Origin of the sequence: Frankia alni ACN14a (genome assembly GCF_000058485.1) — a bacterium.
Classification (GTDB): domain Bacteria; phylum Actinomycetota; class Actinomycetes; order Frankiales; family Frankiaceae; genus Frankia; species Frankia alni.
Genome location: NC_008278.1, coordinates 6,252,811 through 6,267,287 on the forward strand (window position 1 = coordinate 6,252,811; position 14,477 = coordinate 6,267,287).

Sequence of the window (14,477 nt, forward strand, 5' to 3'; positions counted from 1 at the left end):
TGGAGACGCACGCCCGGCGAGGGCGCCCTGCGGGTGGATCAGGAGTCGGAGACGGTCGGCTTGCCCTGCTTCGCCAGGACGTCGTTGAGGATCGTCAGGTCGAAGATGCCGTCGAGCTTCGGGTTCTTGATCAACCCGAGCTCCTCCTGATGCCTGGCCGAGGTGACCAGGGAGGCGGCAATCGGGTCGGGCGTGAACGTCAGCGACTTCCACGCCGAGGTCAGGACCTTGTCCGACAGCGGCTTGCCGGCAAGCTTGCCCAGGGCCGTGTTGGTGACCGTCGCGCCGGCGGCGCGGTCGGCGTTGAGAGCGTTGATCGACGCCACGTTGGCGCTGACGAGCCGGTGCACGATCTCCGGGTTCTTCTTCAGGTAGTCGGTGCGAACCAGCAGCACCGTCGTGACGAACTGACCCTTGGTTTCGGGCCACTGGTCGGCCTCGTTCACGAGCACCTTGCCGCCCGCGGCGACCAGCCGGGACGCTGTCGGCTCGGGCACCCACGCGCCGTCGATCGCCTTGTTGGTGAAGGCGTCGACCGTGATGGAGTTGTCCTGCGGCTTGATCGAGACGTCGCCGCCGCCCTGGGTGTCCGTCTTCAGGCCGTTCTTCTTCAGGTAGTAGCGCAGCGCCACGTCCTGGGTGTTGCCGAGACTCGGCGTCGCGAGCGTGGTGCCCTTGAGCTGCGCGACCGAGGTGATGTCCGGCCGGACCACGAGCGCCGCGCCGCCCGACGTCGCGCCGGAGACGATCCGCACGGCCTCGCCGTTGGACTTGATGAAGCTGTTCACCGCGGGGTTCGGCCCGATGTACCCGGCGTCGAGTGCCCCGGACAGGACGGCCTCGGCCTCCTGCACGCCGGAGTTGAACGTCGACGTCTTCAGCGTGACGCCGGAGCCGAGCTCCTTGGCGAAGATCCCCTTCTCGACGCCGTAGAGCGCGGGCGCGTGAGTGAGGTTCGGGAAGTACCCGAGTCGCAGAGTCCCGCTCACCTGGCCGGGCGTCGCGTTCGCCGTCGCCTTGGCGTCATCGCCCGAGCTCGAGCAGCCCACCACCGCCAGCGCCAGCGCCCCGGCGGTGATCAGTGGCGTCATGGCCCGCCACAGTCTGCTCAGCCTCATGAAAACCCCCTCGGCGCAGGCAGACGCCCGCGCCATGCAAGTCAATCGACGTCATCGGGATGGTAAGCATGCCAGATGCCCCGCATCCTGGCCATGCGCCTTCATTGCGAAGACATCGTCCGGTAACAAACGCATCGAATCTCGGGAGCAACTCCCGCAAAACGGACAGGATTCGAGGACGAGGAGTTGATCCCCACGGACCATCCCGGAACAGGCTGAGGACCAGGTCACAGTCCTGCCCGACGACCGCGACGCAGCGGCGGGGCGGCGGGGCGGCGGCGGCCACACCTGCCTGCGACGGAGGAGAAGCGGGTCAGAAGAGGATCGAGGCGAAGGTGCCCACGCGCTGGAATCCGACCCGCTCGTAGGCTCGGCGGGCGGCGTGGTTGAAGTCGTTGACGTACAGACTCACCCGCGGGGCGAACGCCGCCCGCGCCAGCGCGACGACGCTGGCGGTGCCGGCTGCACCCAGGCCGCGCCCGCGCAGCGCCGGATCCACCCAGACGCCCTGGATCTGGCAGACGTCCCCGGCCACCGCGCCGATCTCGGCCTTGAACAGGACGCGGCCGTCGACGATGTGCGCGAACGAGCGCCGCTGCCCGATGAACTCCGCGACGCGGGCCCGATAGAGGGCTCCGCCGTCGGCGAGGACCGGGGACACCCCGATCTCCTCGGTGAACATGGCGATGCAGGCCGGCAGCAGGATGTCGAGCTCGTCGGGCCGGACGGGCCGCACGGCCGGGTCGGGCGCGATGAACGGAGGCTCGTCGATCACGAGCAGCGGCTGGTCGGACCGGACCTCGCGGGCCCGTCCCCAGGTCGGCTCGAGGTGCCGCCACATCGCCATGACCGACGAGGAGAGGCCGACGACGGAGGAGCAGCGGCGGCCCTGCCGGCGGGCCCGCTCGGCGAACAGCTTCGCCGAGGCGGGACCCGCCGCCACGGGCCAGAGGTTGGCACCGGAGTAACACACCGAGGCCAGGCGGCCGTCCACCGTGTGACCCCACATCTCCGCGCCGAGCCGCCACGGGTCAAGCCCGGCGGCCTCGACGCGGGACGCGACGAACACGTCGGCAACCGGATTACGGGCCAGCAGCTCACGCACGGCGGGGAGATCCCGGTCGTCGAGCAGTCGCGTCGGCGCGGAGCGCAGCGGCAGGCCCATCCGGTCGCGCCGCCTAGCTGACGGTGACCGAAGGCTCGCCGGACGGGGTACCGTCCGCCGTCATCTCCTCGGCCAGCCGCATGGCTTCCTCGATGAGGGTCTCCACGATCTGCGCCTCGGGCACGGTCTTGACGACCTCGCCCTTGACGAAGATCTGGCCCTTGCCGTTACCGGACGCGACGCCGAGGTCGGCCTCCCGCGCCTCGCCCGGCCCGTTCACCACGCAGCCCATGACGGCGACGCGCAACGGGACCTCCATGCCTTCGAGACCGGCGCTGACCTGGTTGGCGAGGGTGTAGACATCGACCTGGGCCCGACCGCAGGACGGGCAGGACACGATCTCGAGCTTACGCTGCCGGAGTCCGAGGGACTCCAGGATCGCGGTGCCGACCTTGACCTCCTCGACCGGCGGCGCGGACAGCGAGACCCGGATGGTGTCGCCGATGCCCTCGGCGAGCAGCGCGCCGAAGGCGACCGAGGACTTCACGGTGCCCTGGAAGGCGGGGCCCGCCTCGGTCACGCCGAGGTGCAGGGGGTAGTCGCAGGACTGGGCGAGCAGGCGGTAGGCCTGGATCATGACGACCGGGTCGTGGTGCTTGACCGAGATCTTGATGTCGCGGAAGTCGTGCTCCTCGAACAGCGAGCACTCCCACAGCGCCGACTCGGTGAGCGCCTCCGGCGTGGCCTTGCCGTACTTGGCGAGCAGCCGCTTGTCGAGGGAACCGGCGTTCACCCCGATCCGGATCGGGATGCCGGCGCCCTTCGCCGCGCGGGCGATCTCGCCGACCTTGTCGTCGAACGCCTTGATGTTGCCGGGGTTGACGCGGACCGCCGCGCAGCCGGCGTCGATCGCGGCGAAGACGTACTTGGGCTGGAAGTGGATGTCCGCGATCACAGGGATCGGCGACTTGCGGGCGATGGCCGCCAGCGCGTCGGCATCGTCCTGGCTGGGGACGGCCACCCGGACGATCTGGCATCCGGAGGCGGTGAGCTGGGCAATCTGCTGCAGTGTCGCGTTGACGTCCGAGGTCAACGTGGTGCACATCGACTGCACGGAGACCGGAGCGTCACCCCCGACCGGGACGTTGCCCACGTTGATCTGCCGGCTGTGCCGCCGAGTACCGAGCGGTCGGGCCGGAGCGGCTGGCATGCCCAGAGTAACGGTCACGTTGTCCTCACTGGCGAATCGGAACTGGCGAATCGAAAAAAAGGATCGACGTGCGACTGATTCGGCCTGTCGGCTGCGGGACGCAGGGCAGTAGGGCGCACGGTCTCGCGCAACCGTGCGGAATCACTGGTTCAGGCGGATCGGATTGAAGATGTCGGCGGACAGGAGGAGCAGGCTGAACCCGAGCAGGACGACAACCGTGGCGTACGTGGCCGGTAATAGCTTGGCGAAATCCACCTTCTGTACCGGTCCACGGTAGCCCCGAAGCCTGCGCAGACCATGTCTGGCCTGTTCGAAGCCCAGCACGGCGATGTGGCCACCATCCAACGGGAGCAGGGGCAGCAGGTTGAAGATGCCGACCGCGAGATTGATCGCGGCGACGAGGATGAGGAACTGGCCGATTCGGTCGAGCACCGAGCTGTCGGGCGCCGAGACGACGTCACCGCCGATGCGCGCCGCCCCCACGACGCTGATGAAGCCCTGGGGATCGCGATCGTTGCTGAAGATCTTACCGACGTCGCCGATCCGGTGGGTCAGCGTGTTGTACATGCCGGTGAAGCCGGAGCCGATCACCTTGAAGGTCTGCGGAACGGCCTCGATCGGGTTGTAGTGGACCGTGTCGAGGCCGGGCCGGACGCCCAGGGCACCGACCCGGTCGTCGCCCGACTCACCGGTGACACGGTTGCGGCGGACCTCGACGAGGTCCGGGGCGAGGGTCAGCTGCCGGCCGTCGCGCTCCACCACGAGCGAGGCGGGCCCGGCGCCGTGTTCGCGCACCCGGCGGGTGAAGTCCTTCCAGGTGTGCACCGCGACGCCGTCGAAACTGACGATCCGGTCGTCGGGCCGCATTCCCGCGGCGGCGGCGGGGCCGGGGCCGGAACACTTTGCGGTCGTCGCCACGCAGCTCGTCGAACCGATCTTCGATTCGCTGACCTGTTTGGTGCCGAGCGTGACCAGAACCGCGTAGATCAGGACGATGGCGATGACGAAGTGCACGAAGGAGCCGGCGGACATGACCACCAGGCGGGCCCGGGCCCGGGCGTTGTGGAACGCCCGCGGCTCGTCTTCCGGATCGATCTCCTCCAGCGGCGTCATCCCCTCGATCTTGACGAAGCCGCCGGCGGGGATCGCCTTGATGCCGTACTCGGTCTCGCCGCGCTGGCGGGACCAGATCGTCGGTCCGAAGCCCACGAAGAACTTCGACGCCTTCAGGCCGTAGTGCCGGGCGGTGACGAAGTGACCGCCTTCGTGCAGCACCACGGACACGAGGAGCGCCGCGGCGAACGCCACGATGCCGAGAATCGCCATCAGGCCGGCCTCCGACCGACGGGACACCGGTCGGGGGTGCCCGCACGGGCCCTGGCACCCCGCGAACCACCGCGCCCGGCCCGGCCCGAGCGGATCACGCCGATCCCGGATCGGAAGCCGGCAGGGTGGGATTCACCGCCCGCCAGGGACCCACCGCTCACTGCGGACCGAGCGTGCTTCACGCCGATTCCCGTTCGCTCTCGCGCCGGATCAACCGCTGCGCCGCGTCGCGTGCGGCCCGCTCGGTGGCGAACACCTCGTCGAGCGAAGGGTGATCGACGACCTCGTGTTCGGCGATGACCTCGGCCACCAGATCGACGATACGGACGAAGGGCAGGCGTCCGGCCAGGAAGGCGGCCACCGCCTCCTCGTTGGCCGCATTGAACACCGCGGGAGCGGTGCCACCCCGGCGACCGGCCGTGCGCGCGAGCTCCACGGCCGGGAAGGCCACCTCGTCGAGTGGTTCGAACGTGAGCGCCTGGGACCGGGTCCAGTCCATCGGCGGCTGCGCCTCGGCCACCCGTTCCGGCCAGCCCAGGGCCAGCGCGATGGGCAGGCGCATGTCGGGTGGCGAGACCTGGGCCAGGGTGGACCCGTCGGTGAACTCGACCATCGAGTGCACCAGCGACTGGGGGTGCACGACGACGTCGATGTCGTCGTAGGGCACCCCGAAGAACAGGTGCGCCTCGATCAGCTCCAGCCCCTTGTTCATCAGGGTGGCCGAGTTGATCGTGACCACGGGGCCCATGTCCCAGGTGGGATGGGCCAGCGCCTGCTGCGGGGTGACGGCGGCGAGCTCGTCGCGGCGGCGCCCGCGGAACGGGCCGCCGCTGGCCGTGAGGACCAGCTTGCGTACCTCGTCCCGACGGCCGCCGCGCAGGCACTGCGCCAACGCCGAGTGCTCGGAGTCCACCGGAACGAGCCGGTCCGGGTCGCCGCCGAGCGCGTCCAGGACCAGGGGACCCCCCGCGACCAGCGACTCCTTGTTCGCCAGCGCCACCGTCCGGCCGGCGGCCAGCGCGGCGAGCGTCGGCGCGAGTCCGACCGACCCGGTGATGCCGTTGAGAACAATGTCACAGGGCCACTCGGCGATCTCGCTCGCCGCATCGGGCCCGGCCAGGATCTTCGGCACGGCGAACTCGCCCCGGCGGTAGCCCCGCCGTGTCGCCTCCGCGAAGAAGGCGAGCTGCAGGTCCTGGGCCGCCGATGCCGCCGCCACGCCCACCGCCTGGACACCGAGATCGAGTGCCTGGGCTGCCAGCAGGTCCACCCGGGACCCGCCGCCCATCAGCGCAACCACCCGGAAGCGCTGTGGATTGCGGCGTACGACGTCTATGGCCTGGGTTCCGATCGAGCCCGTGGACCCGAGCAGAACAACTTCACGCAGGTTCGAAGCCTCCACCACACCTCCATTGTCTCAGGCCCGTCGACGCCTCGGCGCCGCCCTGTTCGGTTCATGACAGGTGCCACCCGTAGATGTGCAATGGGTCTGACGGCCACTACCTTTTGTGACCTCATCCTCTCCCCGTCGGAGCCAGGTCGTCCTCGACCCGGCGGGGTCGCCGGTCTCGCACCCAACCGGGGGGGCTCATCCGTCCGAGGCCGCCGACGAGGGGGTCCCGGTCGCCGAGGGTGACACCGCCGGCACGGGAGTCCCCGACCCGCCCGTCCCGGCGCCCGGGCTGGTACTCGCCGAAGGCGATGCGTTCGCCGTCGACGACGGCGGCGCCGGCGTGGTCGGCGTGGCCGAGGCGGCGGGCGGACCGCTCGGGGCAAGCGGTCCGGGCGGGCGGAGCACCCCGCCCGAGCCCGCCGTTCCCGCGTCGCCGCCGCCGACGTCCCCGGACGTGGGGGTGTAGCCGAAATAGGTCAGTGCCACGACGGTGGCGCTGAAGGCGTCCGAGGTCGGTCCAAGCGCCGGACGTGCCTGCGCACCGGGCCAGGTGTGTCCGGCACCCTGCATGGCCAGCAACCCGACGTCGTGCCCGCTCGGGCAGCCGGTCCACACGGTGCGCTGCCAGGCCGCGGTGTCCCGGGAGGCCTGGGTGGCGCCGCTGCACCGGAGCGCGGAGGCGTAGCGGGCGAGCCGGTCGGGCGTCGACTGGGCGACCACGCCGGCGAACGGTGCGGGACGGGGGGCGCCGCCGCCGTCGAGCGGCGCGATCTGGTCGGCCGTCCCGTGGATCTCCAGCAGGTTCGTGGTGGGCGCCGCGCAGGAGGCGGGCAGCACGCTCGAGCCGACCGTGACCGCCGCCGCGAACCGGCCCGGCAACGCACAGGCCGTGGTGAGCACCATGTTCGCGCCGTCGGCGTACCCCACGGCGAAGATGCGTTTCGCGTCGAGGCACATCCGACCGGTGAGCTCGTTGAGCAGCGTCCCCGCGAACAGCACGTCGTCGGGGCCGACAGCGGCGGAACGCGGAAAGTTCCACCGATCCTGGGCCCCGATCGGCGCCGCGACCGCGAAGCCGGCCTTGGTGGCCTGGTCGGCGAGCCCGGTGTAAGCCTCCAGATCGTCGGTGCTCTGCCCGAGATCGTGGAAGGTGAGGATCAGTGGCAGCGCCCGAACCTGCGCGCCCGCGGTGGGAACGGCGAGCACGTAGGTGCGGTCGGTGCCGCCGACCCGCAGCGTGCGGGTACTCACCCCGGACGGCAGGGTCCTGCCGGTGACGCACCCGCTGGGCGGCGGCGGGGGGACGGTGGGCGTCGGCGACGCCGAGGCCGCCGCCGCGTGCGGCTCACGCCCGCCGGCGGGACCGATCGCGGAGGATGGCCCCGAGGCGTGGTCCGAGCCGGGATCCCGCGAGATGGCGTACCACAGCAGGAGCAGGAGCACGCCGACCGCAGCCGTGATCGGCAACCAGACCGTGTTCGCCGTCCGCGCACGATGCCGAAGAGAACCGCGCCGACGGCTCGCCGGACTACCGTAGGACACGGCTGCCGTGCGCAGGCGAGCCACTCGCCGCGCCGGCGACCCCGACAGGTCTCGCGGACTCGACGGGCCTCGCCGACTCGACGCGTCTGGCACGTCCGGCGGGCTCGGCGGCGAGCTGACCGCAGGCCGCCGCTATCTCCCGACCACGGGTGTCGCGCACGGTGGTCGCGATCCCCCGCTCCCGCAGCCGTCGGACGAACGCGCGCTGGCCGGCGGGCGCACTGGCCTGCCAGGACGAACCTTCCGTCGGGTTCAGCGGAATGAGATTGACATGCGCGAGGCGGCCGGCGAGCAGGGTCGCGAGCGCGTCGGCGCGGGCCACGTCGTCGTTGACCCCGTCGATCAGCGCGTACTCGATGCTCACCCGCCGGCCGGTGACCTCGGCATACTCCCAGGCGGCGGCAAGCACCTCGGCGACCGGCCAGCGCGTGTTGATCGGCACCAGCTCGTCGCGCAGCTCGTCGTCCGGGGCGTGCAGCGACACCGCCAGGGTCACCGGCAGGCCCTCGCCCGCCAGCCGGCGCATCGCCGGCACGAGTCCGACGGTGCTGACCGTCAGCCCACGCGCCGACAGCCCCAGCCCCTCCGGCGACGGCGCGATCAGACGACGCAGCGCAGCGGTCACCGCGGTGTAGTTGGCCAGCGGCTCACCCATGCCCATGAAGACCACGTTGGACAGGCGCCCCTGGCCGCCGGCCAGCTCCTGGCGGCGCAACACACGAGCGGCGTGCACGACCTGTTCGACGATCTCCGCCGTCGACAGGTTGCGGGTCAGCCCCCCCTGACCGGTGGCACAGAACGGGCAGCCCATGCCACAGCCCGCCTGGCTGGACACGCAGACCGTCGCCCGATCGGGATATCTCATGATCACGGACTCGAGGAGCGCGCCGTCCGCGGTCCGCCACGCCGTCTTGCGGGTCAGGCCGTCGTCGCAGCTCAGCGTTCGGGCGGGCACGAGCAGCCGCGGGAGCAGCGCCTCGAGGAGCGGTCCGCGGGCGTTCTCGGGCAGGTCGGTCATCGCGTCGGTCTCGTCGGCGTCGACCAGCCGGGCGAAGTAGTGACGCGACACCTGATCGGCGCGGAAGGCGGGCTGGCCCAACGCGACCGCGACCTGGCGGCGTTCGTCCCTGGACAGATCTGCCAGGTGTCGCGCGGGTCGCGCGGCACGCCGGGTCAGAGACAGGCGGACCGGCCGGCCGGTCCCGGCGGACACCGGGCCGTCCGGGGAGTCGGATTCGGCGGTCATGGGAGTCATCGCGGCTCCAGTGTGCCAGGAGGCCGCCGCCCAGACGAATGCGGCGATCGCCCACGCGGGCCGCGCGCACCGCCCGGCGCCCCCGACCAGGCCACCACCACCGCGGATGTTGGCCGCTGCCACCGGCCCGTACCGGGAGGGCACTCAGGTCTCGCCGCGTCGACTCCCGCGGGCGGACGGCTGCTCAGTCGAGGAAGGCGGTGAGCAGCAGCCAGGCGACGGGGGCGGTGCACAGCAACGAGTCCAGCCGGTCCATCACGCCGCCGTGCCCGGGCAGCAGGTTGCTCATGTCCTTGATGCCGATGTCCCGCTTGAGCAGCGACTCGCCCAGGTCCCCGATCGTCGCCGTGCAGGCGGTCGCGAGACCGATCAGGACCCCCTGCCACGCGTGTGCTCCCAGCGGCCAGGCCAGCAGGATCCCCGCCACCAGCACGCAGCCCACCGCGGAGCCCGCGAACCCCTCCCACGACTTGCCGGGAGACACGCTCGGGGCCATCTTGTGGCGCCCCCCGGAGAGGACCCCCGCGGTGTAGCCGCCGACGTCACTGGCCACGACGGTGGCCAGGAAGGCGAGGACCCGCCAGCTGCCGTCGGATGGTTCGGTCAGCAACGCCGCGAACCCCGCCGGGAACCCCACGTATCCGGCGACGAAGGCGATGCCGCCCACGTCCCGGACCAGCCCTTCGGCCGGCCCGACGGCGCGCACCGCGACGCCGGCGCCGACGGTGGCGGCCAGCGTCAGCAGCAGGCCGGTCGTCCCCTCGACGTAGGCCACAGCCGGCATCGCGAGCGCCCCGGCGACCAGCGGCACGGGCGGTACCCGCACTCCGGTGAGCCAGACCGCCCGGATCACCTCCCAGGTGCCCAGGGCGACGGCGACGCTGATGACGCCGACGAACGCCGCCCGCACGGTGAACAGCGGGACGAGAATGATCGCGCCGAGCAGGACGCCGACCGCGATCGCGGCCGGCAGGTTGCGGCCGGCGCGGGAACGGCGCGGTGGGACCTCTGCGGGCCCGGCGCCGCCGGCAGCGGCCCCGGTCGCTTCGGCGCTTCCGGAAGGCCCGCCGTCAACCACGGCGCGGCCGTCGACTGCCGTCATGAATGCCTGTATCTCGACTATCTCGACAGAGGCGGACAGAACCGGCACGCATGCCCCGCCGTCGCCCTGCACGCGCCGCCACGATCATCTGGCTCGCATCGAGGGGTGGGCGGGCCGAACCGGCTCCGGGGGCGACGATGGTCAGACCGACAGCAGGTCCGCTTCTTTGAGGCGGAGGAGCTCGTCCACCTGCCCGACGTAACGGTGGGTCGCCTCGTCGAGGTCCTTCTCCGCCCGCCGGCCCTCGTCCTCACCGGCATCGCCGTCCCGGACGATGCGGTCGATCCCGTCCTTGGCATGACGTCGGACATTGCGGATGCTGACCCGGGCCTCCTCCGCCTTGGAGCGGGCAACCTTGACCAGGTCGCGCCGGCGCTGCTCGGACAGCTCAGGGAAGACGATGCGGATGATCGTGCCGTCGTTGCTCGGGTTGACCCCGAGATCGGAGTCGCGCACCGCCTTCTCGATCGAGGCCAGCGACGACTTGTCGTACGGGGTGATGATCACCATGCGCGGCTCGGGGATGTGGAAGGACGCGAGCTGCTGCACCGGGGTCGGCGCACCGTAGTAATCCACCACGATCTTGGAGAAGACCGCGGGCGTGATACGACCGGTACGGATGTTCGCGAAGTCCTCCTTGGCGACCGAGACGGCCTTCTCCATCTTCTCCTCGGCATCGAGAAGTGTGTCGTCGATCACCGGTTTTCCTTCCGTCCACTCTGACTCGCCGGCATCCGTCCGGCTCCAACAGCAGCCTGCCGGCCGGCCGCCCTCCGGACAGGGACGCCTTCCGACCGGCGACATGACACGTGCTGCCCGTGCGCGCCAGGGCCCCGGCCCCGTCGATGATCGCACAACCGTGGCAATCAGTGTCCCGCACGAAGCCGCCCCCGCGGAGCCCGGGGGGACGCGCCACGCCGAACATGTCGAACCGTCGTGTTGCCGTCCCGGTACGTGACACCGGGCGCCGTCGCGGCGGTCTCTCGCGAACGCGAAACAGGCGGGCGGCCACTGTCCGCCCGCCGTCCCGTGTACCTGCGCTCAGGCCTGCCGGATGTTGAACCGGGAGAACCGGCCGACCTCGATCTTCTCGCCAAGCGAGGCGCCCGCCTGGTCGAGCAGGGCTCGGATGGTCACCTTGCCATCCTTCACCCACGGCTGGTCCAGCAGCACGCTGCTCTTGACGTAGCCGTTGACCTTGCCCTCGACGATCTTCGTAATCGCCTGCTCGGGCTTGCCCTCCTCGCGGGCAGCAGCCTCATAGATCTTGCGCTCGGCCTCGAGCACCTCGTTGGGAATCTGGTCCGCGGTGACGTACAGCGGGTCCGCGGCCGCGATGTGCTGGGCGAGGTCGCGGGCGAGCTGCTTGAAGTCGTCGGTCTTCGCCACGAAGTCCGTCTCGCAGCGCAGCTCGACGAGCACTCCGAGAGTCGGGGGCAACTGCGGGTCCGTCCGGTGCAGGTAGGACTCGACCAGGCCGTTGGCGGCGCTGCGCGCCGCGCGCTTGGCGACCTGTGCCTTGCCCTTCTCCCGCAGCCAGGACTTCGCCTTCTCGACGTCGCCGTCGTTGTCGACCAGCGCCTTCTTGACGTCGCTCATCCCAGCCCCGGTGAGCTCCCGGAGCTTGCGAATGTCGGCGGCTGTGATGTCTGCCATGGTGCTCTTCTCGTCGGTGTCCGTCGGAATGCTGTCGTTGTCCTAGAGGCGTGGCGCGGTCCCAGAGGCGTGGCGCGGCGGGAGGGCCACCAGTGGCCGGCTACCGCCGCCGGTACTCCGCCCTCGCGCCCGCCGACCGGGCGCTCCAGGCCCTCAGGTCAGCGGGCTCCCCGCGTCGGCGATCTTGCGCCGCCTGCCCGGACCGCCCCGGGTAGCCGCCACGAGGTGGCCGCAACCGATACCGGCTGCCGGGCGGCGCGCGCCGGGCGCCACGAAGGCCCGGCGCGCGGAGCGACCCGAGGTCAGACCGCCGTACCGACCGCCGCGTCGGTCTGGGCCTCGGCAGCGGCCGGCGCCGGCTCCTCTGCTGGCTGCTCCTCGCTCGCCGCCGGCGCGGTGCCCTCGCCGCGCAGCAGCGCCTGCTCCCACTCGGCCAGCGGCTCCTCGCCTGCGGACTGCTCGGGCTTGGCGTCGGCGGCCTTGGAAGCACCGGCCCGCGCCATGAGGCCGTCCGCGACGGCGTCGGCCACCACGCGGGTCAGCAGCGCCGCGCTGCGGATCGCGTCGTCGTTGCCGGGAATCGGGTAGTCGACCTCGTCGGGGTCGCAGTTCGTGTCAAGGATCGCCACGACCGGGATGCCCAGCTTGCGCGCCTCGCCGACCGCGATGTGCTCCTTCTTCGTATCCACCACCCACACCGCGCTCGGCACCCGGCTCATGTCCCGGATGCCGCCGAGGGTGCGCTCCAGCTTCGCCTTCTCCCGGGTCAGCACGAGCTGCTCCTTCTTCGTGCGGACCTCGGTACCGCCGGTCACCTCGATCTCCTCGAGCTCCTTGAGCCGCTGGAGACGCTTGTAGACGGTGGAGAAGTTGGTCAGCATGCCGCCGAGCCAGCGCTCCTTCACGTAGGGCATGCCCACCCGGGCGGCCTGCTCCTCGATGGCCTCCTGGGCCTGCTTCTTCGTCCCGATGAACAGCACCGTGCCACCGTGCGCCACCGTCTCCTTGACGAAGTCGTAGGCGCGGTCGATGTACGAGAGAGTCTGCTGCAGGTCGATGATGTAGATGCCGTTACGCTCAGTGAAGATGTACCGCTTCATCTTCGGGTTCCAGCGCTTGGTCTGGTGCCCGAAGTGCACGCCGCTCTCGAGCAGCTGCTTCATGGTGACGACGGCCATGGCGCGTCGCTCCTCTCCGTCCGGCCGCGGCCGGACGCCTCGGTTGTGACGGCGCCGCCTGACGACGGCTGCCCCTGACGCCCGGAGTGGTCGTGGCCGTCGCGATGCGACGGACCGAGGAGACCCTTCCGACGGCCTGGTGAGGACCCTCGGAAGCGGGCGTGCGAACTGAACCCGCGATGCGGGCCCTGCCGACCATGATACCCGGACCCGCGCCACGGCCCAGCGGAAAACCCGCCCACCCCGGCCGTCAAGATCATGTGCCGCCGCGGCATGCCCGCCGGCGGCGCCAGCCTTCGCCGATCTTCGGCCCGGCGGGGCGAACGGAGTGCAACGACCGCACAGCAGGCCGATCCGCGGGTCGACGTCTCATCTCGAATCAATGCCGGAGCAAGTTATCCACAGCCATAAATCCCGGACTACCCAACCAGCGCAAAACATCGCACCGTGGAACCGGCCGATCCGCCGCTCTCGCGGACCGGCCAAGCGGCGGCCGGGATCGTCGCCCCGGACGCCACCCGGCCGCCGCGCCTCCCTCGACCCCGGAGGTTGACACCGCCATGCCAAGACTGCCCCGCTTCGATCCGCTCTGGCTCGTCATCCCGGCGATCGCGCTGCTGATCGCCGTCGGCTGGCCCAGCAGAGTCCCGATCAACCCGCGAGCGAGCGGGCCGCCCGCCACCGTCGCCGCACGCGCCGCCGACCCGGACGGCTCACTGCCAGGCAGCGAGCCGGAGACCGGCCTCGGGACCGGTCCGCAGGGCGGGGCGCTCCCGGACGACCCGATCGCCCAGGCGCTGGCGGTGGCACAAGGACCTGTCGCCGTCACACCCCGAGCGCCCGTCCAGGAGGTGGGGACCACCAACCCGCCCCCGCGTCCGATCATGTCGCCTGGCGCGCCCTCCGCCCGAACGGTCCCTTCCGCACCGGCGCCCAGCGCCTCCCTGCCCGGACGCGACGCCGCCTCCGCACCGGGGCCCGACGAACCCTTCTCCGTCCACCGACCCCCCGAGCCGGGCTCGACCCGGCCCGGGGACGCTCGGCGACCGGCCCTGTCCCCGCCGGTCGCCAGTCCGCCGGGCGGTGGCGCGCTGGCGCCTCGCCGCGCATCACCGCCCGGCGCTTCGGACCGGCTCGCCGCCACGACGGCGCCCGCGGCCGCAGCGGGCATTCCGCTTCTGCGGTGGCCGCTGCCGGGTCCGGTGGCGGTGAGCCGAGCCTTCCAACGTCCTGCGACGCCCTTCGGCCCCGGCCATCGTGGCGTCGATCTGCGGGCCTCGCCGGCCAGTGCCGTGCTGGCGGCCGCCGCCGGAACGGTGAGCTTTGCGGGTCCCGTAGCGGGACGGGGAGTGGTGACCGTCGACCATGGAACGGTCCGGACGACCTACGAACCCCTGCGGCCTACCGTCCGCGTTGGCGCCGTCGTCCAGGCGGGTGATCTGCTCGGCTGGATCACCGACGGCCACCCCGGTTGCCCCACGACGACGTGCCTGCACTGGGGGCTGCTACACGGCGTGGAATACCTCGACCCGTTGCGTTCGTTCCGGCGGGTTCCGCCCCGGCTTCTACCCCTTCGCCCTGGATGACCGACG

The 14,477-nt window shown here is 71.4% G+C and carries 12 protein-coding genes; 1 reads left to right on the forward strand and 11 read right to left on the reverse strand.

Annotated features, from left to right (window positions below; all coding sequences use genetic code 11):
• Positions 1 to 38 precede the first annotated feature (38 nt).
• From FRAAL_RS25135 to rpsB, 11 genes are all read right to left on the reverse strand, one after another.
• Positions 39 to 1,118, reverse strand: a complete 1,080-nt coding sequence (locus FRAAL_RS25135; protein WP_041939757.1) for an ABC transporter substrate-binding protein — start codon at positions 1,116 to 1,118, stop codon at positions 39 to 41.
• Positions 1,119 to 1,431: 313 nt separating this feature from the next.
• A complete protein-coding gene (locus tag FRAAL_RS25140; RefSeq protein ID WP_011606844.1) occupies positions 1,432 to 2,283 on the reverse strand; it encodes a GNAT family N-acetyltransferase in 852 nt (283 codons plus the stop codon).
• Positions 2,284 to 2,296: 13 nt separating this feature from the next.
• Positions 2,297 to 3,451, reverse strand: a complete 1,155-nt coding sequence (ispG, locus tag FRAAL_RS25145) for a flavodoxin-dependent (E)-4-hydroxy-3-methylbut-2-enyl-diphosphate synthase (protein WP_009742347.1) — start codon at positions 3,449 to 3,451, stop codon at positions 2,297 to 2,299.
• Between the two features lie 123 nt (positions 3,452 to 3,574).
• Complete coding sequence (locus FRAAL_RS25150) at positions 3,575 to 4,759, reverse strand: M50 family metallopeptidase (protein WP_041940991.1); 1,185 nt, start codon at positions 4,757 to 4,759, stop codon at positions 3,575 to 3,577.
• A gap of 178 nt (positions 4,760 to 4,937) precedes the next feature.
• A complete protein-coding gene (gene dxr / locus FRAAL_RS25155) occupies positions 4,938 to 6,161 on the reverse strand; it encodes a 1-deoxy-D-xylulose-5-phosphate reductoisomerase (protein WP_011606846.1) in 1,224 nt (407 codons plus the stop codon).
• Positions 6,162 to 6,347: 186 nt separating this feature from the next.
• Positions 6,348 to 7,619 carry a CE1 family esterase gene (locus FRAAL_RS25160; RefSeq protein WP_231861344.1) on the reverse strand — a complete coding sequence of 424 codons (1,272 nt, stop codon included), beginning with the start codon at positions 7,617 to 7,619 and terminating at the stop codon, positions 6,348 to 6,350.
• Between the two features lie 61 nt (positions 7,620 to 7,680).
• Entirely contained in the window at positions 7,681 to 8,949 is a 1,269-nt protein-coding gene (gene rlmN / locus FRAAL_RS25165; RefSeq protein WP_050997448.1) for a dual-specificity RNA methyltransferase RlmN, read from the reverse strand.
• A 184-nt stretch (positions 8,950 to 9,133) separates the two neighbouring features.
• On the reverse strand, positions 9,134 to 10,051 hold the full coding sequence (locus FRAAL_RS25170) for a phosphatidate cytidylyltransferase (protein ID WP_041939758.1): 918 nt from the start codon (positions 10,049 to 10,051) through the stop codon (positions 9,134 to 9,136).
• A gap of 141 nt (positions 10,052 to 10,192) precedes the next feature.
• The gene (gene frr, locus FRAAL_RS25175; protein ID WP_011606850.1) at positions 10,193 to 10,750 is read right to left on the reverse strand and encodes a ribosome recycling factor; all 558 of its coding nucleotides are present in this window, start codon (positions 10,748 to 10,750) and stop codon (positions 10,193 to 10,195) included.
• A 342-nt stretch (positions 10,751 to 11,092) separates the two neighbouring features.
• Positions 11,093 to 11,707 carry a translation elongation factor Ts gene (locus FRAAL_RS25180; protein WP_011606851.1) on the reverse strand — a complete coding sequence of 205 codons (615 nt, stop codon included), beginning with the start codon at positions 11,705 to 11,707 and terminating at the stop codon, positions 11,093 to 11,095.
• A 302-nt stretch (positions 11,708 to 12,009) separates the two neighbouring features.
• Positions 12,010 to 12,885: a 30S ribosomal protein S2 gene (rpsB, locus tag FRAAL_RS25185; RefSeq protein ID WP_041939759.1), complete on the reverse strand. Its 876-nt coding sequence runs from the start codon at positions 12,883 to 12,885 to the stop codon at positions 12,010 to 12,012.
• A gap of 560 nt (positions 12,886 to 13,445) precedes the next feature.
• On the opposite strand from rpsB, the gene FRAAL_RS25190 reads away from it, so the two are divergent.
• A complete protein-coding gene (locus FRAAL_RS25190; protein ID WP_011606853.1) occupies positions 13,446 to 14,471 on the forward strand; it encodes a M23 family metallopeptidase in 1,026 nt (341 codons plus the stop codon).
• Positions 14,472 to 14,477 lie beyond the last annotated feature (6 nt).

Excerpts from the sequence above, each read along its gene's own strand:
- FRAAL_RS25150 (WP_041940991.1), bottom strand. The coding sequence starts at position 4,759 with ATGGCGATTCTCGGCATCGTGGCGTTCGCCGCGGCGCTCCTCGTGTCC.
- FRAAL_RS25190 (WP_011606853.1), top strand. The coding sequence starts at position 13,446 with ATGCCAAGACTGCCCCGCTTCGATCCGCTCTGGCTCGTCATCCCGGCG.
- rlmN (WP_050997448.1), bottom strand. The coding sequence starts at position 8,949 with ATGACTCCCATGACCGCCGAATCCGACTCCCCGGACGGCCCGGTGTCC.
- rpsB (WP_041939759.1), bottom strand. The coding sequence starts at position 12,885 with ATGGCCGTCGTCACCATGAAGCAGCTGCTCGAGAGCGGCGTGCACTTC.
- FRAAL_RS25140 (WP_011606844.1), bottom strand. The coding sequence starts at position 2,283 with ATGGGCCTGCCGCTGCGCTCCGCGCCGACGCGACTGCTCGACGACCGG.
- FRAAL_RS25170 (WP_041939758.1), bottom strand. The coding sequence starts at position 10,051 with ATGACGGCAGTCGACGGCCGCGCCGTGGTTGACGGCGGGCCTTCCGGA.
- FRAAL_RS25135 (WP_041939757.1), bottom strand. The coding sequence starts at position 1,118 with ATGAGGCTGAGCAGACTGTGGCGGGCCATGACGCCACTGATCACCGCC.
- FRAAL_RS25180 (WP_011606851.1), bottom strand. The coding sequence starts at position 11,707 with ATGGCAGACATCACAGCCGCCGACATTCGCAAGCTCCGGGAGCTCACC.